Source organism: Pararhizobium sp. O133 (genome assembly GCF_051669845.1).
In the GTDB taxonomy this organism is placed as follows: domain Bacteria; phylum Pseudomonadota; class Alphaproteobacteria; order Rhizobiales; family Rhizobiaceae; genus Pararhizobium.
The window spans coordinates 754,048-779,241 of record NZ_CP196426.1 but is presented as its reverse complement, the minus strand read 5'-3'; the positions used below and the strand labels follow the sequence as shown (position 1 = coordinate 779,241).

23 protein-coding genes, 1 pseudogene and 1 riboswitch are annotated in these 25,194 nt (G+C 61.0%); of the genes and pseudogenes, 13 read left to right on the top strand and 11 right to left on the bottom strand.

Annotated elements, in window-relative coordinates; translation table 11 throughout:
* Positions 1–35 precede the first annotated feature (35 nt).
* Together ACST81_RS03685 and ACST81_RS03680 are read left to right on the top strand one after the other, a co-directional pair.
* Entirely contained in the window at positions 36–311 is a 276-nt protein-coding gene (locus ACST81_RS03685; protein ID WP_438751488.1) for a type II toxin-antitoxin system ParD family antitoxin, read from the top strand.
* A complete protein-coding gene (locus ACST81_RS03680; RefSeq protein ID WP_438751486.1) occupies positions 304–594 on the top strand; it encodes a type II toxin-antitoxin system RelE/ParE family toxin in 291 nt (96 codons plus the stop codon). The genes ACST81_RS03685 and ACST81_RS03680 overlap by 8 nt, the downstream gene beginning before the upstream one ends.
* Positions 595–635: 41 nt before the next feature.
* Here the strand turns inward: ACST81_RS03680 and ACST81_RS03675 are convergent, their stop codons facing one another.
* Positions 636–1,877, bottom strand: coding sequence for an MFS transporter (locus ACST81_RS03675; protein ID WP_438751485.1), 1,242 nt, complete (start codon positions 1,875–1,877; stop codon positions 636–638).
* Positions 1,878–2,010: 133 nt separating this feature from the next.
* Between ACST81_RS03675 and ACST81_RS03670 the strand changes: the two genes are divergently transcribed.
* Positions 2,011–2,304: a YggT family protein gene (locus ACST81_RS03670; protein WP_325462859.1), complete on the top strand. Its 294-nt coding sequence runs from the start codon at positions 2,011–2,013 to the stop codon at positions 2,302–2,304.
* Positions 2,305–2,408: 104 nt separating this feature from the next.
* On the opposite strand, the gene ppa is transcribed toward ACST81_RS03670, so the two are convergent.
* Entirely contained in the window at positions 2,409–2,942 is a 534-nt protein-coding gene (gene ppa / locus ACST81_RS03665) for an inorganic diphosphatase (protein ID WP_438751484.1), read from the bottom strand.
* Between the two features lie 174 nt (positions 2,943–3,116).
* Here ppa and ACST81_RS03660 point away from each other — a divergent pair, with 174 nt between their 5' ends.
* Positions 3,117–3,722 (top strand): hypothetical protein, encoded by a 606-nt coding sequence (locus tag ACST81_RS03660; RefSeq protein WP_438751483.1) that lies wholly within the window; start codon positions 3,117–3,119, stop codon positions 3,720–3,722.
* A 278-nt stretch (positions 3,723–4,000) separates the two neighbouring features.
* On the opposite strand, the gene ACST81_RS03655 is transcribed toward ACST81_RS03660, so the two are convergent.
* Positions 4,001–4,507, bottom strand: coding sequence for a GNAT family N-acetyltransferase (locus ACST81_RS03655; RefSeq protein WP_438751482.1), 507 nt, complete (start codon positions 4,505–4,507; stop codon positions 4,001–4,003).
* A gap of 482 nt (positions 4,508–4,989) precedes the next feature.
* Between ACST81_RS03655 and ACST81_RS03650 the strand changes: the two genes are divergently transcribed.
* From ACST81_RS03650 to ACST81_RS03640, 3 genes are all read left to right on the top strand, one after another.
* A complete protein-coding gene (locus tag ACST81_RS03650; RefSeq protein ID WP_438751480.1) occupies positions 4,990–5,853 on the top strand; it encodes an RNA polymerase factor sigma-32 in 864 nt (287 codons plus the stop codon).
* Between the two features lie 302 nt (positions 5,854–6,155).
* A complete protein-coding gene (locus tag ACST81_RS03645) occupies positions 6,156–6,395 on the top strand; it encodes a FitA-like ribbon-helix-helix domain-containing protein (RefSeq protein WP_438751479.1) in 240 nt (79 codons plus the stop codon).
* Entirely contained in the window at positions 6,392–6,814 is a 423-nt protein-coding gene (locus ACST81_RS03640) for a type II toxin-antitoxin system VapC family toxin (RefSeq protein ID WP_438751478.1), read from the top strand. The genes ACST81_RS03645 and ACST81_RS03640 overlap by 4 nt, the downstream gene beginning before the upstream one ends.
* Here ACST81_RS03640 and ACST81_RS03635 read toward each other — a convergent pair whose 3' ends face one another.
* The 4 genes from ACST81_RS03635 to thiB all read right to left on the bottom strand — a co-directional run bounded on the left by ACST81_RS03635 (position 6,815) and on the right by thiB (position 12,376).
* Positions 6,815–8,263 carry a M48 family metalloprotease gene (locus ACST81_RS03635; RefSeq protein ID WP_438753364.1) on the bottom strand — a complete coding sequence of 483 codons (1,449 nt, stop codon included), beginning with the start codon at positions 8,261–8,263 and terminating at the stop codon, positions 6,815–6,817. It lies immediately after the preceding gene.
* Between the two features lie 339 nt (positions 8,264–8,602).
* Positions 8,603–9,331: a thiamine ABC transporter ATP-binding protein gene (locus ACST81_RS03630; RefSeq protein ID WP_438751477.1), complete on the bottom strand. Its 729-nt coding sequence runs from the start codon at positions 9,329–9,331 to the stop codon at positions 8,603–8,605.
* The gene (thiP, locus tag ACST81_RS03625) at positions 9,321–10,937 is read right to left on the bottom strand and encodes a thiamine/thiamine pyrophosphate ABC transporter permease ThiP (RefSeq protein WP_438753362.1); all 1,617 of its coding nucleotides are present in this window, start codon (positions 10,935–10,937) and stop codon (positions 9,321–9,323) included. Before thiP ends, ACST81_RS03630 begins: the two co-directional genes overlap by 11 nt.
* A 428-nt stretch (positions 10,938–11,365) precedes the next feature.
* The gene (gene thiB, locus ACST81_RS03620; RefSeq protein WP_438751476.1) at positions 11,366–12,376 is read right to left on the bottom strand and encodes a thiamine ABC transporter substrate binding subunit; all 1,011 of its coding nucleotides are present in this window, start codon (positions 12,374–12,376) and stop codon (positions 11,366–11,368) included.
* Between the two features lie 39 nt (positions 12,377–12,415).
* Positions 12,416–12,529, bottom strand: a riboswitch (TPP riboswitch).
* Between the two features lie 266 nt (positions 12,530–12,795).
* On the opposite strand from thiB, the pseudogene ACST81_RS03615 reads away from it, so the two are divergent.
* Positions 12,796–13,547, top strand: a pseudogene (locus ACST81_RS03615) (IS5 family transposase).
* Between the two features lie 420 nt (positions 13,548–13,967).
* Here ACST81_RS03615 and ACST81_RS03610 read toward each other — a convergent pair.
* A complete protein-coding gene (locus ACST81_RS03610) occupies positions 13,968–15,470 on the bottom strand; it encodes an MDR family MFS transporter (protein WP_438751475.1) in 1,503 nt (500 codons plus the stop codon).
* A 164-nt stretch (positions 15,471–15,634) separates the two neighbouring features.
* Between ACST81_RS03610 and ACST81_RS03605 the strand changes: the two genes are divergently transcribed.
* From ACST81_RS03605 to ACST81_RS03590, 4 genes are all read left to right on the top strand, one after another.
* Positions 15,635–16,123, top strand: coding sequence for a MarR family winged helix-turn-helix transcriptional regulator (locus ACST81_RS03605; protein WP_438753360.1), 489 nt, complete (start codon positions 15,635–15,637; stop codon positions 16,121–16,123).
* A gap of 263 nt (positions 16,124–16,386) precedes the next feature.
* Positions 16,387–17,037, top strand: coding sequence for a thiamine diphosphokinase (locus ACST81_RS03600; protein WP_438751473.1), 651 nt, complete (start codon positions 16,387–16,389; stop codon positions 17,035–17,037).
* A gap of 2 nt (positions 17,038–17,039) precedes the next feature.
* Positions 17,040–18,860 carry an ABC-F family ATP-binding cassette domain-containing protein gene (locus ACST81_RS03595; RefSeq protein WP_438751472.1) on the top strand — a complete coding sequence of 607 codons (1,821 nt, stop codon included), beginning with the start codon at positions 17,040–17,042 and terminating at the stop codon, positions 18,858–18,860.
* A gap of 202 nt (positions 18,861–19,062) precedes the next feature.
* Complete coding sequence (locus tag ACST81_RS03590) at positions 19,063–19,680, top strand: SAM-dependent methyltransferase (protein WP_438751471.1); 618 nt, start codon at positions 19,063–19,065, stop codon at positions 19,678–19,680.
* Positions 19,681–20,269: 589 nt separating this feature from the next.
* Here ACST81_RS03590 and ACST81_RS03585 read toward each other — a convergent pair.
* Entirely contained in the window at positions 20,270–20,953 is a 684-nt protein-coding gene (locus ACST81_RS03585) for a Fic family protein (protein ID WP_438751470.1), read from the bottom strand.
* Entirely contained in the window at positions 20,946–21,152 is a 207-nt protein-coding gene (locus ACST81_RS03580) for a hypothetical protein (RefSeq protein WP_438751469.1), read from the bottom strand. The genes ACST81_RS03585 and ACST81_RS03580 overlap by 8 nt, the downstream gene beginning before the upstream one ends.
* Before the next feature lie 1,171 nt (positions 21,153–22,323).
* Between ACST81_RS03580 and ACST81_RS03575 the strand changes: the two genes are divergently transcribed.
* Positions 22,324–24,195 (top strand): calcium-binding protein, encoded by a 1,872-nt coding sequence (locus ACST81_RS03575; RefSeq protein ID WP_438751468.1) that lies wholly within the window; start codon positions 22,324–22,326, stop codon positions 24,193–24,195.
* Between the two features lie 63 nt (positions 24,196–24,258).
* On the opposite strand, the gene ACST81_RS03570 is transcribed toward ACST81_RS03575, so the two are convergent.
* Positions 24,259–25,122: a DMT family transporter gene (locus ACST81_RS03570; protein WP_438751467.1), complete on the bottom strand. Its 864-nt coding sequence runs from the start codon at positions 25,120–25,122 to the stop codon at positions 24,259–24,261.
* Positions 25,123–25,194 lie beyond the last annotated feature (72 nt).

Below are 25,194 nucleotides of genomic sequence, written 5' to 3'. Positions count from 1 at the left end.
GTTAGCCTTTATGAAGCCATGCTAGAATAGTCGTCATGAAGGCCACGAATATGCGCACCCTTACCGTATCCCTGACACCGCGCCAGGCGGAGATGATGCAGAGCGCCGTTGAAAAAGGCAGCTATGCCTCCAACAGCGAAGTCGTGCGCGATGCGCTGCGTCTATGGGAACAGCGTGAGGAGGTCCGCGAACTGGAGCTGGCGCGACTGAAAAAGGCCTATGACGAAGGCATGGCCAGCGGCGAAGGCCGCGAGATCAGCGCCGACGGGCTTCTGGCGGAATTGAAAGCGGAAGCCCGCAAGCGTGGCTAAATACATTCTCAGCCCGCGTGCAGAAGAAGATCTGCGTAATATCTGGCGCGCGATTGCGCCCGACAATGAGCGAGCAGCGGATGCGCTGTTGCGGCGTATAATGGACAAGGCCGAATTGGCTGCGCGGCATCCGAATATGGGCTCGCCACGGCCCGAACTTAGTCCCACGGCCCGGATTCTGATTGAAGGACGCTACATTACGATTTATGAACCGATGCCTTATGGCATCTTCGTGGTCGCCATTGTTTATGGTGCCCGCGACCTGGAAAGCTGGCTTGACTGATGCAGGGTTCAGGCTCCCGTCATCGGAAGCCTGAAAGCTCCTCACCCCTTCTCCCCCGGCGCATCCAGCGAATCGATCTTGCGCAACTGCGGGAAACCCAGAGCCCAGATCACGGCGACGGCGAGCGTGCCGACACCGCCGACGACCACGGCCGGGACCGCGCCGATGACATGCGCCATCGTGCCCGCGCGGAATTCGCCAAGCTCGTTGGAAGCGCCGACGAACACCATGTTGACGGCGTTGACGCGGCCGCGAACGGCATCCGGCGTCCACAGCGCGATCAGCGTTTCGCGGACATAGACCGAGATCATGTCCGAACCGCCCATCAGCATCAGCGCCGCGATCGACAGCCAGGCGACATCCGACAGGCCGAAGATCACCGTGCCGATGCCGAACAGCGCAACACCGGCAAACATCAGCACGCCGGCATTGTGACGGATCGGATAGGCGGCAAGCGTGATCGCCACGGCGATGGCGCCGATGCCGGGCGCGGCGCGCAACAGGCCGAGGCCGAGCGGGCCGAGAACGAGGATTTCGCTGGCGAAGACCGGCATCAGTGCCACGGCGCCGCCGAGCAGGACCGCGAAGAGATCGAGCGAAATGGCGCCGAGCACAACCTTTTCGGAGCGGATGAACCGGAAGCCAGCCAAGACGGAGGTCCAGTCACGCGGTTCGCTGAGGCTGTGCTGCGCCGGTTTTTCGATCATGCCGACGAGAACGGTCGACAGGATGAGGAAGCCGAGCGCCACCGAATAGGCAACGACCGCGCCGAGCCCGTAAAGCAGGCCGCCGGCGACCGGGCCGAGGATGGCCGCCGTCTGCCAGGACGAGGAATTCCAGGCAATCGCGTTCGACAGGTCGCGGGCCGGCACCAGATTGGGGGCGAGCGACTGCACCGCCGGCGCCATGAAGGCGCGCTCGATGCCGAACACGACGAGAATGGCAAAGACCGGCCAGGGCGAGAAGGCGTCGGCGATCGTCAGGCCCAGAAGGGCCGCGGCGCAAAGCGCGCTGATGATCATGCAGATCGACACGATCATGCGCCGCGAATGCCGGTCGGCGACCGATCCGGTAACCAGGATCAGCAGCAGCGACGGCAGAAACTGGAAAAGGCCGATCAGGCCGAGATAAAGCGTGTTCTGCGTCTGCTCGTACATCTGCCAGCCGACGGACACGCTGATGATCTGGATGGCGAAGGAGGCAAGGAACCGCGCGAAGAAGAACCGCTCGTAGGACACATGCCGAAAGGCGGCGAACCGGTCGGCACTCTGAATGACGGACATGCTGCGATCTTTCGGTAGGCGGACACTGTGTCGGGCCGCCGTATTAAACATGTTTCCGCCCGGCGCAAAGCACGGACTTGCCGGTTAAGTCGTCAATGTCTACATGTCTGTCAACAACGAATTGGAGACCGGCATGCTTGCTGTCATTGCGACCCTGAATTTCATCATCAACATTGCGTGGTTTCTGATCATTGCTTCGGCGATCTTCTCCTGGCTCTACGCGTTCAACGTGATCAACGTGAACAACCAGGCGATCAACATGATCGGCCGCTCGCTTTATCAGTTGACCGAGCCACTCTACCGTCCGATCCGCCGCGTGCTGCCGGACATGGGCGGCGTGGACCTGTCGCCGCTGGTGGTGTTGGTGATCCTCTATTTCATCTGGTATCTGCTCAACACGACGGTCGCCGCAGCGCTGCTGAGCTAATTCGGCCTGCACGAAGCTCCTGAATTCTCAATAAAAAACCTCCGGATCGCGACAATCCGGAGGTTTTTTATTGATCTGCGCCGGCCGCAAGACCGAGGCGGAAATTACTTGCCAGCCTTGGCGCGCTCGATCGCCTCGACGATCAGCTGCTGGGCGATGGTGGAATCCTTCCAGCCATAGATCTTCACCCACTTGCCGGGCTCCAGATCCTTGTAGTGCTCGAAGAAGTGCTCGATCTGCTGCAGGGTGATTTCCGGCAGGTCGGTATATTCCTTGACCTTGTCATAGCGCTTGGTCAGGTGATAGTTCGGCACGGCGACGATCTTCTCGTCCTTGCCGGAATTGTCTTCCATCATCATCACGCCGATCGGGCGCACATTGATGACACAGCCGGGAACCAGCGGACGGGTCGAGGCGATCAGAACGTCGATCGGATCGCCGTCTTCCGAAAGCGTATGCGGCACGAAGCCGTAATTGCCCGGATAGGTCATCGGCGTGTAGAGGAAGCGGTCGACGACGAGGGTGCCGGCGTCCTTGTCCATCTCGTACTTGATCGGATGACCGCCAACCGGAACCTCGACGATGACGTTGACATCTTCCGGCGGATTTTTGCCGGTGGAAATTGCATCGATACGCATTTGTTCCCCCAAGGGTCTGGTGATTGGCTGGCGTCCCCGATAACGGGAAAAATAACGCGATGCAACATGACTTTCGCCGGAGGCCCGAAAATGGGATGTTTCGGCGAATAAGCTGTTATCGCGATACGTCATCAGGGAACCGATGGCGAGACCGTCAGTCTTGAGGAACCCGGCATGCGCACACGCTTCTTCCTGATTGCTTCCCTGCTCCTGACAGGGACCTCGCCCGCACTGGCGAACGAAAGCACCTATACCGATCTCGATACCGATCACTGCAAGACGATCGGCCCGGAGAAAGAGGAAGGCGGCGGCATCACGCTCCTGTGCAAGGGGCTCGAGGATTATCCGGTCACCTTCAAGGAAGGCGACCTGCGCCAGAGCGTGTTCTTCGGCAAGCTCGGCAAGGCCTATACGGAGGGCGCTTTCGAGACGTTCGGACCGTTCAACCATGTCGGCAGGAAAATCGAATGGCGTATTGATGGGGACGTGCCGGTGGCAACGATCCTGCGCTGGTTCATCGAAAATTCCGATCCGGACACCGGCATGCCGACCAAGGCACTGCGAGGCCAGGTTCTGGTCGTCTCGAAGGTGGCGCAGGCTGATGGCATCGGCTGCATTGCCGGTTATGTCGATGCGCTCTCCAATCCCGAACCGAACGTGCTGGCACGGCAAGTGGCGGACGAGATCGCGCCGGGCTTCGAATGTGCTGTGGACGAGGCTGTCTTTCACGGAAAGCGTGGCGAAAAGGCGAGCACGCCCATGCGCAACTTCCCGCGGTAGAAGCTGTCCCAGAGCATCGTTCCCTTAATACGATCCATTCTGTTGGCTCAAAACGGCCGATCCACAAGAAGGATGGCGCAGAGCGATGCGACATCCATCGGTCCAGCCATCCGCCGCAGTGGGCGGCCGTTTTCAGCCAACCCGAAGGGCTGGATGAATTTTGGCCACTACCGGCGGTGGCCGTCTCAACCGCAGCTTTTGCTGCGCTTTTCGCCAGCCGCCTTGCTTCTGGCCAAAATTCCTTCCAGCAGAATGGGGCGTATTAAGGGAACGATGCTCTAGTCCCAGATATAGCCGATCTTCTTCAGGTTCTTCTCGCCGAAATCTTCCATGCCCTCGCACATGTCGCGGCCGCCGGCCATGCGGAAGAAGCGGTCGGCATGGTGGCTGTCTTCCAGGCACCAGACGACAAGGCCCTGGCAGCCCAGCGATTTCAGCAGGTTCTTCGCCTCGCCGAACAGGATGCGGCCAAGGCCGATGCCCTGATATTCCGGACGCAGGTAGATTTCATAGACCTCACCTTCCTGCGGCAAGGCGCGGGCGCGGTTTAGGCCGAGCGTGGCATAACCGGCGATGACGCCGGCAACCTCGATGACGAGCAGGGTGGACGGTCCGCGTGTGGCCTTGCGCCACCAGGTGAAGTCGCGGCGGTTGACCATCTGGTTCAAGGGTCTGTGCGGAATGAGGCCGCTATAAGCTTGCAGCCAGGAGACCCGATGCACCTCCGAAATGGAGGCAGCATCTCTCGGCTCGCCGGGCCGCACCTCGATGGATAATGTTTTCATAGCGCAACTCTAGACCGATGCCGTGCGAACAGGAATCCCGCCGCAACCTCAAGTCCTTGCAAACTCACAGGCTACATGTGGGGACAACGGTCAAAAGTTAACGCTTTTTTAACTTTTCGGGCAAGCGGCAAAAAGTGCGCCGCACAACAAAAGCATCGCAACCCTCGCAAATCGCTGCAAAATCCAGGCGAATCAGCTTCTTGCACCACCCACACCCTTGATTTTCCGATATTTTTGGTGGTCTGCGCCAGGCGCGCGAAAAGTCGCGCCGTCTTCATAAAATATGACGACAGCATGGAACTTTTCGCATGGTCACGTGTTTGGACACGTCTGGTCCCATCGCAGCGTTTGCGGGTCGGGACCAGCTCCTCATCAGGAAGTAGGGCGTTTCGCGTGCTGGTCAACCTTCAGAGACGAAATCCCGAAAACACGATCGACTTATCGTTCAGCGGCACACTCTCGTGCCCGTCATGGAGTAGCCGATGAAAACCCTCTCAGCAGACAGGCGCATGATCAAGATCGCCATGGCGGCCCCCTATCTGGAAAGACAGGAGGAGCATGCGCTCGCTCTTGCGTGGAAAGATCATCAGGACCAGGAAGCCCGCAACAAGATTGCCATGGCCCATATGCGGCTGGTGATTTCGATGGCTTCGAAATTTCGCAATTTCGGGCTGCCGATGAGCGATCTTATACAGGAGGGACATATCGGTCTGCTGGAAGCCGCGGCCCGCTTCGAACCAAGCCGTGAGGTACGCTTCTCCACCTATGCCAGCTGGTGGATTCGCGCTTCCATGCAGGACTACGTCCTGCGCAACTGGTCGATCGTGCGCGGTGGTACGTCCTCGGCGCAGAAGGCGCTGTTCTTCAACCTGCGCCGTCTGCGCGCCAAGCTCGCCCAGGGCGACCGCCAGCTCACGGCGCGCGCCGTGCATGAGGAAATCGCCATTGCACTCGGCGTCAGCCTCGCCGATGTCCAGACCATGGATGCGCGCCTTTCCGGCAATGACGCCTCGCTACAAGCACCGATCTCGTCAAGCGACAGCGACAGCGGCGAGCGCCTCGACCTGCTGGCCTGCGAAGCACCGCTTCCCGATGAGCAGGTCTGCGACATGATCGACGGCGAACGCCGTCGCGTCTGGCTCAGCCACGCACTCTGCCAGCTTAACGAGCGCGAGATGAAGATCATCAGCGCCCGCCGCCTCTCCGAAGACAGCGCCACCCTCGAAGAACTCGGCGCCGACCTCGGCATCTCCAAGGAGCGCGTCCGCCAGATCGAAACCCGCGCATTGGAAAAGCTCCGGATCGCATTGGTGGCGGAAGCCCCGGTGCTGGCGATGGCGCATTGATCGGCTTACAAAGACAAGATCGAACACCCAAAGCCCGCCATTCGCGGGCTCAGCTTGCTGACAAACCCTACGGGCCTTCTTCCTTGGTGTCAGATTCACGGAACGTCTCTGAATCGAAAGGTGAACGGATTGGAATCAAAGAAGCTGCGCCGAGACCCCAAAGGGGTTTGTCAGCAGTCTGAGCCCGCCATTCGCGGGCTTTGTTTTTGTTAAGCGGCCGACAGCGTATCCCGGCGTTGAACGAATGATTGATATCATCATTGCAATGATGATATCATTGGATAAAGTTTTCGGAGATCAGGATGCCGGCCGTCACCATCAGAAATTTGCCTGAAGCAACACATCGAGCCCTCAAAGCGCAAGCGGTACGGCACGGCCGCAGCACAGAAGCGGAAATCCGTGCCATCATCGAAGACGCTGTGCAGCCTGCGGAACGCTTCAAGCTTGGCTCCGAATTGGCGGCGATCGGCCTAGACGTTGGTGGCGCCGAACTCGACATCGAGCGCGACAAGACGCCGGCGACGACAGTCGATTTCGAATGATCGTCCTCGACACCAACGTCATTTCCGAGCCGCTTCGCCCAATGGGTGATGCAAACGTAATAGCTTGGCTGGATCAGCAGAATTTCGAGACGCTGTTTCTCTCGGCGATCAGCTTGGCAGAACTGCGCTACGGTGTCGCCGCTTTGCCGGACGGCAAACGCAAGGCAGGGCTTCGGGCCGCCTTGGAAAATCATATCGTCACCTGGTTTGGCCCACGCATTCTGCCGTTCGGTACCGCGGCGGCAGATGCCTACGCATCCATTCGCGCCCATGCAAAAACAGCTGGCCTCGCCATCGGCGTGGCGGATGGATACATCGCCGCTACGGCGGCAGCGCACGGGTTTGCGGTTGCAACGCGCGATACCGGCCCCTTTGAGGCCGCTGGCGTGCCGGTCATCAACCCGTGGATTGGAGGCTGATTACTCCGAAATGATCTTCACCTTGTCGCCCGGCTTTACCGTCGAGGTAACCTGCATGGCGTTGATCAGGCGGAAGAGATCGAGTTTGCGGTCCGTGCCCATCATCCGCGACGACAGCGTTGCCAGCGTATCGCCGGGCTTGGCGATGACGATGCGGATGCGCAGCGGCTTCAGCGCGGCTGCTTCCTGCGGTGTCATGCGGCGGAAGGAGGCGCGCAGGGTTTCGGCCGTTGGCTCGAGGCTTGGGGCGCCCTTCGGCACGGCGGTGAGGAAGCGGTAGATTTGCGTGTCGATCCGGATAACCGTCACGTCGAAATCCCAGCGCTCGGCGGACGCCCGCGCGGTCGCGGCCTCAAGGCCGTTGATGGTGATGGCGTGGATCGTTTCGGGTTTCAGGCCGGTCACCCAGCCGCTGCCGATATAATCGGTCAGGCTGCGTTTTTGCGTATCGGCGACACCATCGAAACGAATGGCGGTTTCGCCCGGGCCGGTGGCGAGCACCGCCTCCGCCTTGTTGTCGATCTGGAAGCCTGCCGGTACGTCGAAACGAATACCGAGCTTGCCGTGCAGGAAGGTCTGTCCTCGCACATAGCCTTCCTGCGGGCTGTCGCCATAGAGCAGGCCGTCGATGCCTGCGAGATAGTAGTCGCGGCCGCGATCGCCGACCGTTCCCTCCGCCCCGAAGGCGCGGGCATGGCGGCGGGCGAGATCGACGCGCTGCGGCGCGCTCGGATGGCTCGACAGGAAGTCCAGGCTCTGGTCGCTGTCGGGATCGACCGAGGAAAAACGGCTATAGGCCGCCATCGAATCGAGGAAGCGCGCCGCCGCATAGGGGTCATAGCCCGCTTCGCCCAGCATGCGCACGCCGATAACGTCGGCCTGCAGCTCCTGGTTTCGCGAGAAGGCCGCGAGGCGCAGCTTGCCGCGTGCTAAGGCCTGCTTGCCGGCGAGATCGCTGGACAGGACTTCCGAGACGACGCGGCTGGCGATGACTTCCGCCTCCTCACGCTGCTGCCGCTCGATACCATGATTGGCGGTGACGTGGGCCATTTCGTGGCTGAGCACCGCCGCCACTTCCGAGGCGTCGTTGGCGAGCGCCAGAAGCCCGCGTGTCACATAGAGATAACCGCCCGGCAGCGCGAAGGCGTTGATCGCCGGCGAGTTCAGGATGGTGATCCGATAGGACTGGTTCGGATTTTCCGACACCGCCGTCAGGGCTCCGGTGATGCGTGCCACCAGCCGCTCGGTCTTGGCGTCCTGGTATTCGCCGCCATAACTTGCGACGATGCGCGGATGCTCACGGGCACCGACCTTGGCGCGCGGATCGTTCTTCTGCACTTCCTCGACGATCTGCGGATTGGAGGAGGGCGAGACGCTCGGCTCGTAGCTCTGCTCGATCGCGGTTTGGCAACCGGAGAGCAGCAGGATGCCCACAAGGGCCGCGACCATGTGAACACGCAGGCCGGAGCGCTTCTCCGCAGATTGCCTATCCGTACGTGTCCCTGTCGTCATGCCTCAGCTCGTTTCCAGTCTTTGTGCAGCCCCGCGAAGTTCCGGCCAAGACCGCGCGAAAATTCTTGTTTTTACAGCCACGTACATAGGCCCGGCGACCGTTTCAGCAATGCCTGCTGTAGCCTATTCGCGCTACGCGTGCCTAGCTTATATGCATAGAAATAGTTGCCCCGTTGTATCCCGGCAACGCACACGCGAAGGTGACCGCAACCGGCATCCAACGCCCGTCGCATGGGCCGGCGTTCAAATTGTGGCAAAAAGCATCGCAAGCGATGATCACCGGCCGAGAAAGCGCGCGACGGCTGGAAGATCGCGGTGGGCGAGGAAGGTTTCCGTGGGCTCGTGCAACAGGATACGGCCCTCGTCGAGGAACAGGACACTGTCGGCCAGCGTGCGGACATCATCAGGATGGTGGGTGATGATCAGCATCGTATTGCCCTCCTGGCGGTGCAGGTCGAGGAGCAGGCTGCTCATGCCGGCGCGCAGACCCGGATCGAGAGCCGCGAAGGGTTCGTCGAGCAGCAGGATCGGCTTTTTCCGCACCAGCGCGCGGGCCAGCGCCACACGCTGGCGCTCGCCGCCAGACAGCGTCGGCGGCAAACGCTTGGCGACACCATCGAGCCCGACGCGGCCCAGCGCCGCCGCGATCCGCGCCCGTTCCTTGACGCCGAGCTTCAGCGCCGGATCGATGCCGAGCCCGATATTGGTGGCGACATCGAGATGCGAAAACAGGTTATGTTCCTGGAAGATCACCGAGACCGGACGCTCGGCCGGGTCGCGGCCGGCAACATCAGCGCCGAGGATATCGACCTGCCCCGCATCCGGCGTCTCGAAACCGGCAATGACATTCAAAAGCGTCGACTTGCCCGAGCCGGAGGCGCCGGTGATTGCGATAATCTGCCCCTTCGGCAAGGCGCAATCGAACCGCAGTTCCGTCCTGTCGAACCGCACCAGCACATTGCGCAGGTGGACGGCGATCTCCGTTTGATCGGCTTCAGGCGGCATCCGGTTTCCTCTTGTCGTTTCTATCGGCCGCCGGTGTCCCGGCAATCGTCAGCATCAGGCAGATGAGGCCAAGAAACAGGGCGAGCCCCGCCGCATCGGTGGAGCGATAACTGCCCATGCGACTGTAAAGCAGCCAGGGCAGCGTCACCATGTCCTGCGAGCCGAACAGAGCGACGGCACCGAGATCACCGAGCGACAACGCGCAGGCAAAGGACAGCGCCATCATGAACGGCTTGCGCAGCCCCGGCCAGTCGATGAAGCGCAGCCGGTTCCAGCCGCCGAGCCCGAGGCTCGCCGCAAGCCGGCCGGTGCGGGCCGAATGCGTCGCGATTGCCGGCTCCAGTACCCGGTAGACGAAGGGCATGGCCATCAGCATGTTGATAAGGATCACAAGCAGCGGCGCGAACAGTGCGACATCGCCGAACGGCCGAAGCAACAGGAACCAGCCGGCGCCCAGCACGACCGGCGGCACCAGCAGGACCAGCGACGTGCTGGCCGAAATGCCGGAGGCAAGGCCGCGCAATGGCTTTGTCGGATGCCGTGATGCCAGCGCGGTCTGCCGCGCCTGGATCATCGCCGCCGTTGCGACGACACAGAACAGGCCCGAAACCACAGCGATGACGAGACTGGTCAGAAAGGCCCGCTGCACCAGCGGATCGGTGACCAGCTTCGTCAGGTCGGAACGCAGCCCTGAGGAAACGACGGAGGCAAGCGGCAGCACGAGAAACACGACGGCAATGGCGATCACCAGCCCGTCGCCGGCTCTGCCAAGACCACGGCGACCATCGAAACGGCGCACCATCCGTCCACTGCCATGCCCTTCGTCCGCCTTTGGCGTCAGCATGCGGATGGAGATCAACAGCACCGCCGTCACGGTGATCTGCAGCATGGAGAGCGCAATGGCGCGCGGCGGATCGAAATCGAAGCGCAGCGCCTGATAGATCGCCACCTCGATCGTGCTTGCCGCCGGTCCGCCGCCGAGCGTCAGCACCAGGGTGAAACTGGTGGCGCAGAGCATGAAGATCAGGCCGGCAATGCCCGGCAAGAGCCCGCAGATCGCCGGCCATTCGATGAAACGGAAGATCGACCACGGCCGCATGCCGAGATTGGTGCCGACCAGCCAGTATTCGCCGGGAATACGCTCCAGCCCGCCCAGCATCAGCCGCGCCGCCAGCGGCATGTTGAAGAAGACATGGGCGATCAGGATGCCGGACAAGCCATAAATGCTGACCGGCTGCGCGAGCCCCAGCCAGGCAAGCCCAGAGTTCAGCACACCCTGCCGCCCCCAGATCCCGATCAACCCGAGCGCCGCCACCAGCGCCGGCAGCCCGAGTGGCAACGCCATCAGCCGCAGCACCCAGACCCGGCCGGGGAAAGAAAGCTGTCGGGCCAATGCACGCGTCACCGGAATGGCGAAGATGATCGACAGGGCGGTCGACAGCGAGGCCTGCAACAAGGTGAACCGGGCAACACGCCAGACATAGGCATCAAAAGTGGCGCCGTCATTCGCCGTTCCCGGTTCGTCGAAAGCCAACAGCGCGCCGGCCGCGAGAACGACAAACAGCACGATGCCGCCCAGGCAGAGGCTGCCGGCCGCAAGCGTCAAACGTCTCTCGATGCGCTCGATCATGTTGTCCTTACAGTTTCCGGTCAGGTTTCGGAGGCTACCGAAAGTCCCCCCCCTCTGTCACTTCGTGACATCTCCCCCTCAAGGGGGGAGATCATCCTTTTCCATTTTCGCCCACATCAGTTTCGGCTGATCTCCCCCTTGAGGGCAGGGCTATCGCATATGGAAAAAGACCCCCTCTGGCCTGTCGGCCATCTCCTCCACAAGGGGGGAGAGACCCAGCCGCCGGCCTTCCTTTCCGATGACAGACGGGGCGGCGGGTTAAGCCCCTCCCCCTTGTGGGGAGGGGTTGGGGAGGGGACTTTTCCATATGCGATTGCCCTGCCCTTGTGGGGGAGATGTCGGCGTCGCCGACAGAGGGAGGTGAGTCTCGGCAACCTCCGAAAAAGCCGCCTTTCAAGCTCGCCTCAATTCACACTCATCGCAGCCAGCCACTCGTCAATCCAGGCCTTGCGGTTGGCGGCAACCTCATCCGAGGACATCAGGAATGTCTTTTCCGGATTGACCAGCTTGCCGAAGGCATCCGGCAGTGGCTCGTTACCGGCGGCGACCGGCATCATCCAGTTGGTTGTCGGGATGATCGACTGGAAATCCGGGCCGGTGACGAAGGACAGGAAGCTCTTGGCAAGCGCCGGATCCCTGGCGTTCTTGGTCATGCCGGCAACTTCGATCTGGATATAATGCCCTTCCGAGAAGGCGGCGGCCTGATAGCGGTCGGTGCTTTCGGCAACCATGTGATAGGCGGGCGAGGTCGTGTAGGACAGCACCATCGGTGCCTCGCCCTTGGTGAACAGGCCGTAAGCTTCCGACCAGCCGGGCGTCACCGTCAATACGCGATCCTTGAGCTTTGCCCAGGCCGCACCCGCCTGATCGCCATAGACCGATTTTACCCAGAGCAGCAGGCCGAGACCCGGCGTCGAGGTACGGGGATCCTCGATGACGATCTTCTGGGCATGATCGCCCTCGACCAGTTCCTTCAGGCTCTTCGGCGGCTCCTTCAGTGTCTCCGTGTCGTAGATCACGGCGAAATGGCCGTAATCATAGGGCACGAACGTATCGTCGCTGAACCCGCCGGGCACCTTGACCGCCGAGAGATCGAGCCCGTGCGGCGCAAAGAAGCCGGTCGCCTTGGCTTCCGAAACAAGATTGGTATCGAGACCGAGCACCACATCCGCCTTGGACGCTGCCCCTTCGAGCTTCAGCCGCGTCAGCAGTTCGACGCCATCGGCGACGCTGACATAGTCCACCTTGCAGGCGCAGGTCTTCTCGAAAGCCTCGGCGACCTTGGCGCCGGGGCCCCATTCGGTGGTGAAGCTCCCATAGGTATAGACGGTCAGCACCTTGTCTTCGGCGCGGGCCGAAAACGAGGTGGAAAGGGCAGCCAGTGCCGCCATGAATGGAATAACAACCTTGCGCATCAGCGCCTCCTTCAAATCCAAAAATTGGGAATAGGGCGCTGAACCGTGCCGTCTAATCCCTCCGCCGGTACAAACCGGATCAGGTTCTTCGGGTTGGCATGAAGCCTCTCAGCCATTCATCTCGAAAGACAAAGGGCACCCCGTTAGAGCGGGATGAGATTTAGACGCGGGTGATATGCTTGGCAAGGGGGGCTATGTCATGCGCGGCTAAGCCCCTCCCCCTTGTGGGGAGGGGTTGGGGAGGGGACTTTCAGAAATGGAGGTGGACCGAAGACCACGATCACAACAGTCCAAAAAGCTATTTGACATCAAAACGGGGCGACCGCTAGGGCGTGTCGTCAGTTGAGTTGTTTCGGGCTTGAGATTCCCAAATCAACTTTGATGTGATTCATAGCAGACCGGCTATTGGAGGGCTGGTTATGGCACGTCGTTATGGATTGCGGGACGATCAGTGGGATCGGATCAAGGACCTTCTGCCTGGGCGTGAAGGTCATGTTGGGGGTACGGCGGCGGATAATCGCCTGTTCGTGGAAGCGGTGCTTTATCGATACCGCGCCGGGATACCTTGGCGCGATCTTCCCGAGCGGTTCGGAGACTGGAAGAATGTCCACAGGCGGCTTCGGCGATGGTGCGAAAGCGGCGTCTTCGAGCGTATTTTCAAACACTTGGCTGCCGACCACGACAACGAGTACATGATGCTGGATTCTACCATCGTGCGCGCCCACCAGCATAGTGCCGGCGCGCAAAAAGGGGGTGCCAGGCGATCGGTCGATCCCGAGGCGGATTGACGACAAAGATTCATGTGATCGTCGATGCGCTCGGCAATCCGGTGGCGATATCCCTAACTCCGGGCCAAGCATCAGACCTTGCGCAGGCCGAGCCTCTTCTGGAAGCGGTTGATCCCCAAGCCTTCCTTGCGGACAAAGCCTATGACGCCGACGCGCTTATCGACCATCTCAAAGAACGACATATCAACCCGGTGATTCCACCAAAAGCCAATCGCATCAAGCCGAGGTCAACAGACTTCGCGCTTTATTGCGAGCGCAATCTCATTGAGCGTTTCTTCAATAATCTCAAGCAGTTCAGAGCCATTGCAACGCGATACGACAAGCTTGCCAACACTTTTCTCGGAGCCGTTCAGTTCATCGCTGCCTTCATTTCACTCAACTGACGACACGCCCTAGGCCGCCCCGTCATTATTTAAGCCGCTGGGAAGTCGGCAGGAAGCTGCTTTGCGGGCGGGATTTCGGGAAACAAGCGCCCCTTCATCACATCCGCGATCCGGCCAAAATTTAGACCGGCATAATTAAGGTTTGGGTCCCGGCACTGCCATTCGCGCCAGTGACCAGACTTCGGCGCAATCGCTACGGCACCCATTGCCATCGTGTTTTGGGTGTCGTTTGATTCGTGATGGCAGCGCTTTATCGGAAGTAGACCGCCGGATGATCCCAGCGCGATGCCTCGTCAGCGTGAATGGTGACGCCGGTCTTTACGTTCACAGCAACCAGAGAAGCGCCTTCCTAGCCACGGCGAAGAACCCCTCCCCTCCGCTTCGCTCCGACCCTCCCCACAAGGGGGAGGGTTACCCCCCTTACCCGACCGCCTTCTGCGGTAGCCGTACCGCTTTCAAACTCACCGCCGACACCAGCGCCACCAGCGCGATCCCAACCGCCGTCAAAAACAGCGGATGAAACGCCGCCGTATAGCTTTCGGCAACGAGATGGCGCGTCGTTTCCGGCAGCGTAGACAGCACCGACGGAGTCAGCTTTTCAATATCGGCGACGCCGGGTATGACCGTCGCGCCGCGCACCAAACCGCTGGCGATGATGGCGCCGTAGATGGAGATGGCGATCGAGGCGCCGCCCATGCGCGACAGAGTGATGGCGCCGGTGGCCGCCCCGACATCACCGCGCGAGGCGAGATTCTGCACCGCAATGATCGGTACCTGCTGGCCGAAGCCGACGCCGATGCCATGCAGGCCCATGATGGCGCAGATCAGGAACAGCGGCGTGCCGGGATGAACCTGGGAAAACAGGATCAAAGCCAGCATCATCAGGCTGGCGCTGATGATCGAGAACGGCTTGTAGCGGCCGGTCATCGAGATCAGCCGGCCCGCCGTCAGCGAGCCGCAGACGATACCGCCCGTCAGCATGATGAACATCAACCCGGCAACGGACGGGGAAAGTCCGGTCGTGGTCTGCAGGAACAGCGCATAATAATTGACCATTCCGATGCCGATGGCGCCGCTTGCCAGCGAAATCACCAGCATCAAGCTGAAAGTCGGGTTGGAAAAAAGCGACAGCGGCACGACCGGCTCCGGCGCACGGCGTTCGACGAACACCCAGGCGACGGCCGAGGCGATCGCGATCGCCGCAACGGCGAGGCTGCCTTTTGACACGAGCGCGCCAAACAGTTCGGCGCTGTCGCCCAAAAGCACGATGCAGGTGACGGTGGTGGCGAGCAGCAGCGCGCCGGCATAATCGATCTTCGGACGCCGGGTCGGGCGGCGATAGGGCAGGAAGAAGAACAGGCCGACTATCACGACGGCACCGATCGGAATATTGATCAGGAAAATCGAGCGCCAGCCGAACAGGTCGCTCATCGTGCCGCCGAGCACCGGGCCGACGGCGCCGGATGCCATCAGCACCAGGCTGGAATAACTCTGGTAGCGGGCGCGCTCGCGCGGTTCGAACAGGTCGGCATTGATGGAAAAGATCGACACCATGATGCCGCCACCGCCAAGGCCCTGCAGCACGCGCGCCGCGATCAGCGTGTTCATCGAGGTCGCCAGGCCGCAGGCGATCGAGCCCAGCGTGAAGATGGCAATCGCCGCGATCATCACATATTTGCGGCCGAACAGATCGCCCAGCTTGCCGTAGACCGGCATGACCGCGCAGGTGGCGAGCAGGTAGGACGAGCCGATCCAGCCGAAACGCTCCATCTCGCCGAATTCGCCGACGATGGTCGGCAGCGCGGTCGCGACGATCTGGTGGTCGAGCGTCGCCATGAACAGCGCCGTCATCAGGAAAAAGAAAAGCGTCAGGCGGAGCGCATGGCTCGAAACGAGCGGCGCCGGGGTCACGTGCATATCCATGGGAGAGGTTCCGGTTTGTTTCGGCAATTTATGTGCCTTCAGCATATAATTGTCAATAGCATATTTATGACAACAGCAGATCGCACTTTCTAAGCGGCCAAACTCTTGCTATGCTCGGCATCATGGAACACGCAGTGACACAAACCGAACTTGACCAGTCCGAGATGGAGGCGAGCCGCGCCTCGATCGGCCAGTCGATGGGACGCTGGCGGCTGATGGTCGGCCGGCGGGTCATGGCCCGGCTTGCCATCGACACGATCGCGCCGGGCCTGGAACTCACCCATCTCGACGTGCTCGACGCCGTCTGGCGGGCCCGCAGCGAAGGCGAGGTCACGGTCGGCGCCATCGCCGAGATCATGCGCATCGATCCGTCCCGCGCCAGCCGCATCGTCGCCGACATGGTGGCCCGCGGCGCCCTGAAGCGCGAAGCCTCGCAAGCCGACGCCCGCCGCATCATCGTCGTCATGACCGATCTCGGAACCAGGCTGATCGGCGAGATCAAGGCGGTCAAGCGCGGCGTCATCGAAAGCATCCTTGCCGACTGGCCCGAAGACGACGTCAGCGCCTTCGCCCACCTGTTCGACCGCTTTGTCGGCGATTTCGAGACGTTCTACCAGAACCGGGAAAGTGCCGGGCGCGGCGGCGGCACATAACGCTTACACCGCTTCAAGGTGGCTTCGCCCCCCTCATTCGGTGCTGCGATCCCCTCTTCTCCCCGGCGGGGAGAAGAGCTAACGGCCAGCTTCGGCGTTCCAGAAGCGAGAAGGCGCGGCATATGCGATCCCCTCTTCTCCCCACCGGGGAGAAGAGGGGATCGCAGCACCGAATGAGGGGGCCGAAGGCCACGCCACGCCCTCACCCAATTCCACCCGCACCCCTTCCCCTCGTCCCCTCATTTACGCTATGGCCTTGCGCCATGGACGAACGGTTTTTTGCAATCCTGATGGGCGGTGCGCTGGTGCCGACGGAGCGACTGGCGGCGCAGCTGACACGCGCGCGCGTCATCGCGGCCGATGGCGGCATGCGGCATGCCCGGACGCTTGGTCTTGCCCCCGAACTCTGGGTCGGCGATTTCGATTCCACCCCGGCAGCGCTGGTCGAGCAATGGCCGGACGTCCACCGCGAGCCCTACCCGCCCGCCAAGAACGAGACCGATGGCGAGATCGCGGTCGCGGCGGCGCTCGAGCGCGGCGCGAAAAAGCTGATCCTGGCCGGCGCGCTGGGTGGCGAACGCAGCGATCATGCCTTCATGCACCTGCTCTATGCGGCAAAGCTGGCCGAGGACGGGCTCGACGTGCTACTCACCTCCGGCGAGGAGGAAGCCTGGCCGCTGCTGCCGGGCAACCGCGCCATCGACCTGCCGAAGGGCAGCCTGTTTTCCATCCTAGGGCTCGACACGCTGACCGGTCTTTGTATCGAAGGCGCCCGTTATCCGCTTCATGATTTCCATCTGCCGTTCGGCTCCTCGCGCACCGTTTCCAATGTCGCCGAGGGCACCGTCCGCTTCACCCTTTCCTCCGGCCGGGCGCTGATCCTCGCCCGCCCGCAAGACCTTTCGGGAGCCTGACCATGGCGCCACCCATTCTGAAACTCGACGATATCGTCCTGTCCTTCGGCGCTACGCCGCTCTTGGCCGGCGCCAATCTGCAGGTGGAGCCGGGCGACCGCATCTGCCTTGTCGGCCGCAACGGCTCGGGCAAATCGACCCTGATGAAGATGGCCGCTTCCCTCGCCGAGCCGCAATCCGGCGAGATCTTCCGCCATCCCTCCGTCACCATCCGCTACCTGCACCAGGCGCCGGATTTCGACGGCTTTTCCACCGTGCGCGCCTATGCGGAAGCCGGCCTTGGCCCCAGCGACGATCCCTACCGCGTCGCCTATCTGCTCGAACATCTGGGCCTGACCGGCGACGAGGATCCGGCGCAGCTCTCCGGCGGCGAGGCGCGGCGGGCGGCGCTCGCCCGCGTTATGGCGCCGGAGCCGGATATCCTGTTGCTCGACGAGCCGACCAACCATCTCGACCTGCCGACCATCGAATGGCTGGAAGGCGAGCTGATCAAGAGCCGCTCGGCCCTCGTCGTCATTTCCCACGACCGCCGCTTCCTCGAAAAAGTGTCGAACGCCACCGTCTGGCTCGATCGCGGCCTGTCGCGACGGCTGAACCAGGGCTTTGCCCATTTCGAGGCCTGGCGCGACCAGATCCTCGAGGCCGAAGAGCTGGAACAGCACAAGCTCGGCAAGGAGATCGAGCGCGAGGAACACTGGCTGCGCTACGGCGTCACCGCAAGGCGCAAGCGCAACATGCGCCGTCTTGGCGCGCTACAGGACCTGCGCTCGAAATATCGCGGCCACAAGGGGCCGCAGGGCTCCGTGCAGGCGAGCGCCAGCGACGCGCAGGAATCGGGCAAGCTGGTGATCGAAGCGGAAAAGATCACCAAGACCTATGGCGAGCGCGCGATCGTCTCGCCCTTCTCGATGCGCGTCCATCGCGGCGATTGCATCGGCCTCGTCGGCCCGAACGGTGCCGGCAAGACGACGCTGCTGAAGATGCTGACCGGCCAGATCGAGCCGGATTCCGGCACGGTCAAGCTCGGCACCAACCTCGAGATCGCGACGCTCGACCAGCGCCGCGAGGACCTGAACCTTGAGGATACGCTCGCCCATTACCTGACCGACGGGCGCGGCGAAAACCTGCTGGTGAACGGCGAGCAGCGCCATGTCACCGGCTATATGAAGGAATTCCTGTTCCAGCCCGAACAGGCGCGTACCCCGATCAAGAATCTCTCCGGCGGCGAGCGCGCCCGGCTGATGCTCGCCCGCATCCTGTCGCGCCCGACCAACCTGTTGATCCTCGACGAACCGACCAACGACCTCGACATCGAGACGCTGGACCTGCTGCAGGAAATCGTCGCCGGCTTCACCGGCACCGTCATCCTCGTCAGCCACGACCGCGATTTCCTCGACCGCACCGTCACCTCGACCATTGCCCCCGCCAACCCGGATGCCCCCGACGGCCGCTGGATCGAATATGCCGGCGGCTATTCCGACATGATGGCCCAGAAAAAGGGCGCCGCCGACGAGAAGAAGCGCGCCGAAAAGGCCGAAAAAGCCAGATCCACCGACACCACCCCCCAGGCCCCCAAGGCGGCCAAGGGCAAACTCTCCTTCAAACAGAAATTCGCGCTCGAAAACCTGCCGAAGGAGATGGAAAAAGCCGAAACCGAAATCGCCAAACGCGAAAAGGAAATGGCCGATCCCAACCTGTTCACCAAGAACCCGGCACGGTTTTCAACGCTCGCCAGCGAGCTGGAAAAGCTGCGGGATTCGGTGACGAAGATGGAAGAGGAATGGCTGGAGCTGGAAATGTTGCGGGAGGAATTGGAGGGGTAAACTTCTCCTAAACGGGGACTGAATCAACCGCAATAGCGCCTATTCTTGCTTGCCTTGGCGTACGTGAGGTCACGCTGTCAAGAATAGCAAGGAGAGTTGAGCTTAGACCGGCTATCAAAAAAGCCCGAGACTCTCGAACACGCTTTGGGGATTCCTACTCGCGCAAACCTTCCCTATAGTGTTGCTTTGAACAGGGGGTTCCATGCAAAACACTTCACATGCGGTAATGGCGCAACGTTATGAGGCTGCAGACAGTCCAGATGACTTCCCGACCCCACCATGGGCAACGAGAGCGCTTATCGAGAAAGTGATAGGCCCGGAGAACGTCAGCGGACTAACTTGTCTCGAACCTGCAGCAGGGCGCGGATACATGGCTCGCGCGTTGGCAGAATACTTTAAAACCGTGCACAGCGCGGACGCATATCCGTATGGGTTTTGTCCAATACGCGATTTCTTGACCTTTCCTTATGAGGCCCTATCCCACGACTGGGTGATCACCAATCCACCCTTTCGGTTGGCAGAAGAGTTCGTGGAAACAGCTCTCACTGTTGCGCGAAAGGGAGTGGCGATCCTCGCCAGAACTGTGTTTTTGGAAAGCGTGGGCCGATACGAAAATATCTTCATAAAAAGACCACCCTCTGTTTTTGCTCAATTTGCCGAGCGCGTCCCAATGGTTAAAGGCCGCGTAGATGCCAAGGCATCAACAGCGACCGGATACGCTTGGTTTGTTTGGGAAAACGAGAAACAGGGCGAACACCCAAGACTGTCTTGGGTGCCGCCATGCCGCAAATCGCTCGAAAAAACGGACGACTATCTTTGACGAGCTACGCGTCGGCGACCGGCCGGTGTAATTTCCAGACCACCGGCTATTGAGACAGCGTAACCTTCCGCGATTATGTTTCCAAAAGCCGTATCGTGCGACTTGATGTTCCGCACGCGCTGTTCCCAGATTTCCTCATTTGGACGCGTGGGAGATGGTTGCCGATCTTCTGCCGTTAGGGTTAATCGAGTCGGTATCAGCCGTATCAGATCCTGAAAGGCAGCCCGCCCGTCTTCGCGCTCAGCCATAAGCTGTAGCGCCACTTCGCTAAGTTCGGGTTCAGTAGTTCTATTATTGTCGTCTGGCATGTCTAATCCCCCAATGAAAACTTCAGCAACAGATTGAATTTTATAAGGGAGTAGAGTCAAGTTGCAACGTCAAGCCAATACACTATTGCAGCCAAAGGCCCCTTGACGCTCCGCGCCTTGGGCGGCCTGTTTCCCATGGCTCCTTCAGTCCGACCGCGCCGGATGCACCAAGTCGCCTTTTTACGTTCTATGTCATTGAAAGCAGCGGAAAAGAAGCCGGCGAGGCATTGGACGCCGACCATGAAGTGATCTTCTTGGAGCCTCCGTCTAGCTCTCGCGTGCTAATTACCTTCGTCCCCCGAGAGAAAATGCTTTCCAGTCGCCGATTCCATGACGCCCATAAGCTGTTTTGCAAGCATGTTCTCTATCAGCTCTTCCATTTTTCCGAGGTCGAGCTCGCCATCCGCAGCAGATCGGTCCGCGTCTTCAAGCGCGTCGAAATAGGGATGTCGATTATCGACGATCTGATCGGGAATGGTATTCCGTCCCGGAAGGAGCATGCCAAGCCGCACGGAGAGAACGAGATAGGACACCATGCGGGACGTGCGTCCGTTGCCATCGCTGAACGGATGAATCCAGTTGAGACGCCACATGATGTAGGAGGAGAGGTGAATGGCGGTTCTGTCGTCCCAGTGCCCGTTTACATAGTCGCACAGATCTTCGATCAGCTCGGGCACAAGGTGGGCATCTGCAGGTTTATGTGCGCTTCCCGAAATGGCAACGCCTGCCGGGCGGAAATTGCCCGCATAGCTGCTGATACCCTCAAGAGCTGCCCGATGAAGCGTCAGAATGGCGGAGGGGCGAAGTTTCCAGCCCTCGCCCTTCTCGATCGCATCTACGATCATGCTGCACGCACGGTCGAACTGGATAAGGCCATTTCTGGCTTCAGCTTCGGCCCTGAGCTGCTCGTCCTGGATCAGATAAGCTTCACTCGCCACGCTGTGGCGGCGCTCCTCCTCACTCATCGGCGCGCTTCGCTCCGAGGTTCAGGTCGTCGGAAAACGGCATTTCATCGGCGATCTTGTCCACCATTTCGCGCGTTATCCTGTTGTTTTCGAAATGGGTATTGCCATAAGCGAAGCTGCGGCGCTGAACCTCCAGATCACTCTTCGTCTGGGGGGCTTTGCGAGCGGCCTCAATGAGAGTTTTAAGCGGTTCATTCATGCCGGTATCCTTTCAACGGAAGCTCCATAAAAACACATTCGCAGTGCATGGCAATCATGTTTCTCTCACGCCCGCGATTGCGCGAGCCTGATGGGCTGAACTGCAACATTTGGGAGCTTGCAACACTAACTCATAATATGGGCGTCTTTGCGGAGAGGAAAAGGCGGTGTCTATGCCCACTTGGGGAAAGGCCACCCCCGCAAAATCCTCATCCCCGCAAATCCCCGCCCCCATCACCCGTGCCATCATCCTCTCGTCCCGTCACGGATACACCGGAAAGCGTTGCCGGCGAGGCGGGGCCGGTGCCCGGATGGTTTGGCGGAACGCGCGCGAAATCCCCGGGGCCGCGTGAAAGGCGGTTCTCCTCCGGTTCGCGAATGAACCGGGCGTGCCGGGTAGCCACGCCACGAGCAGCTCACGCCGCCGGACGGTTCTGCCGTCCAAGGGTCCAGGGCTGATCCCCGCCAGATTGAAAGGCCCAGCGGATAAGCAGCGGGCCGGGGCATTGGAGGCCTCTCCATCAAAAGAGAGGCGCAGAAGACCTGAGAAGCGCGGCAAAAGACACTGAAACGGGGCACATCGCGTGTCACCAACTACTACTCACTGAGGCACACGATGTGTCCCGGCCGAACTGCTGCATACCCACGGTGATCTCTCGCGCGTGGCCGTCGGGCGTTGTGGCGTCGCCGAACTCTGCGTTTCAAGTGAAAATACGAAAGCGAAACGCAAGGCTATGGCTTCTGAAGCCGGTTATTTGACACCGAACGGGCACCTCACACTCCGTCACACTCGCCCTCGTGGCGGGTATCCAGTGACCCGACGTCTGTCGGGTCAAAAGACTCTTTCAGCCCAAGGACTTGGGCTGGCCGGATTCCTGTGACAAGCACAGGAATGACGGAGAGGAAGGCGAAACCGCACGTCCCAAACACCTTCAAGGTCGCCAGCCAATACCTTCGTGCGGAGCCTGGCCGATTCTTTCAAACGAAGCGTAATCCCCTGCTCCGCACGCGGAAAGCAATTAAAAATCCCATTTCCGCCGCACGACTGAAACAATTGAAACAATTTCGCCGGCCAAACGAACTCATACTGAAACAGAAACGAACGATAACCCTCCCATTCCAGCCGGACGAACCGGCATGTGGATTTTCCAAACAAAGGGATGGAGATTAAAATGGGACAGTTTCAGATCAAGCTTGGCGCCGGCAACAACAAGTGGGCGGCGCCCGACGACGACAACTATTATATCGAAGGCGAAGGCGGCAACGACACGATCACCACCGGTGACGGCGACGACTACATCTTCGGCGGCACAGGCAACGACATCCTCAAATCGGGCGACGGCTATGACATGATCTATGGCGGCGCCGGCAATGACGAGATCCAGATCGGCAACTATGCCCATATCCTCCGGGACGGAGAGGGCATCGTCTATGCCGGGACCGGCGACGACATCATTCAGAACTATTCCGACACCAACGCCAAACTCTACGGCGAGGACGGCAACGACACGTTCGTTCTCAACGGCGGCGGCAAGGCCTATGGCGGCGAGGGCAACGACACGTTCGTCGTCGACGATGTCGATGACAACTTCACCATGGATCTCCATGGTGGCGCCGGCGACGACCGTTATCTCAACCTCGGCGGCGATTCCATCAACATCGTCCACGAGGATGCCAATGGCGGCACCGACACCGTGCGCGTCGTGCTCGGCGTCGATTACACGCTGGGCGCCAATGTCGAGAACCTGGAGGTGGACGGTCACGTCTACGAGGAGACCACGTTGACGCTCGTCGATTTCGAAACGCCGGATGGCGGCGGCGAGCTGAAGGGCAATGAACTGAACAACCGCATGACCGGCGCCGGCCGCGACGAGACCTTCCGAGGTGCGGCCGGCAACGACTATATCAGCGGCAAGGATGGCCACGACAACCTGCACGGCGATTCTGGCAGCGACACGCTCTTCGGCGACGACGGCAAGGACAATCTCTATGGCGGCACCGGCAACGACAACCTCAACGGCGGCCGCGACGCCGACCGCATCGACGGCGGCGACGGCAGCGACATCATCGATGGCGGCTCGGGCGCCGACACGATGTGGGGCGGCATGGGCAACGACACGTTCGTGATCGACACCCTGTCGGACAAGGCCATCGAATATGGCGGCGGCGGCAGCGACCGGGTCATCTCGAAAGTGGCCAGCTACACGATCGGCAGCTATATCGAAAACCTCTCGCTCGGCGGCACCGGCGACCAGATCGGTTACGGCAACGCCTATGACAACAGCCTCTCCGGCGGCGAAGGCAACAACTATATCGACGGCATGGCCGGCAACGACACGATCTTCGGCATCAACGGCAATGACACGCTGCATGGCGGCGACGGCAATGACGGCATTTCCGGCGGCAATGGCGACGACATGCTCTATGGCGAAAACGGCGACGACGCCCTCTGGGGCAATGACGGCATCGATTTCATCTGGGGCGGCACCGGCAACGACCGGGTCGACGGCGGCGCCGGCGGCGACATCATCAACGGCGAAAGCGGCTATGACGACCTCCATGGCGGCGCCGGCAACGACTTCGTCAATGGCGGCGTCGGCATCGACGTGCTCTGGGGTGGCGACGGTAACGACAAGCTCGACGGTGGCCTCGACATCGACGCGCTGCACGGTGACGCCGGCAACGACACGCTGATCGGCGGAGCACTTGGCGACAGCCTTTGGGGCGGCACCGGGGCCGACACGTTCAAATTCAAATCCGTCTCCGACAGCGCGATGACCGGCTGGGACACGATCAAGGACTTGGAACGCGGTCTCGACAAGATCGACCTGTCCTCGATCGACGCCAGCAGCCAGGTTTCCGGCAACAACGCCTTCACCTTCACCGCCGCCAAACCGGCGACCGCTGACGACGGCACCCTGTGGACGAGCAAGACCAACGGCAACATGACCGTTTACGGCGACATCAACGGCGACGGCACGGCCGATTTCCGCATCGACCTGATCGGCATCACCAGCGTCTCCAGCTCGGATTTCCTGTTGTAAACGAAACACGCATGACAAGCCCCCCGCCGTTCTCCAGCCACGGCGGGGGGCTTTGTCGTTATATTACCGCGCAAATCGCCGCGCGCCGGCCACGCAGAGGATGACGGCGACGGTGACCGCGAGCATGCTCCACGTCACCTTCTCGTGCAGCAGCGTGGCGGCGAGGGCGAGGCCGAAAAAAGGCTGCAGGAGCTGCAACTGGCCGACGGCGGCGATGCCGCCCTGCGACAGGCCGCGATACCAGAAGACGAAGCCGATGAGCATGCTGAACAGCGAAACGTAACCCAGGCTGACGAAAGCCGGCATTCCAATATTGGCAAAGCTCGGCGGCATCAGGGCGAAGGTGACCACGATCATCAGCGGCAGCGACAGGACCAGCGCCCAGCAGATCACCTGCCAGCCGCCGATCGTGCGCGACAGCCTGCCGCCCTCGGCATAACCGAGACCGCAGACAATAACCGCCGCCAGCATCAGCAGATCGCCGACCGGCGAGGCATTCAGGTCGCGCGTCGCCGCAAAGCCTGCGACAAGGACGCTGCCAAGAATGGAAAAGAACCAGAAGGCGGGCTTGGGACGTTCCCCGCCCCGGATGACCCCGAAAGTGGCGGTGGCAAGCGGCAACAAGCCGATGAAGACGATGGAATGGGCCGAGGTCACATGCTGCAGCGCCAGCGCCGTCAGCAAGGGAAAGCCGACCACGACGCCACCGGCCACGACTAGAAGCGACACGATCTCCCGGCCCGCCGGCCGCTTCTGTTTCAGGAGAACCAGAAGCAGCAAGCCGATGATGCCGGCGATCACCGCCCGTGCCACGGTGAGGAACACCGGATCGAAATCCATCACGGCAACGCGCGTAGCCGGAAGCGAGCCGCTGAAGATCAGCACGCCCATAAATCCGTTGAGCCATCCGGCCGTCGATCGATCCATCTGTCATTCCCCTGCTTCGATGACTTCCTTATCCTCCGCAAGCACTGTTCCCGCCAGCGACAGACTGATACA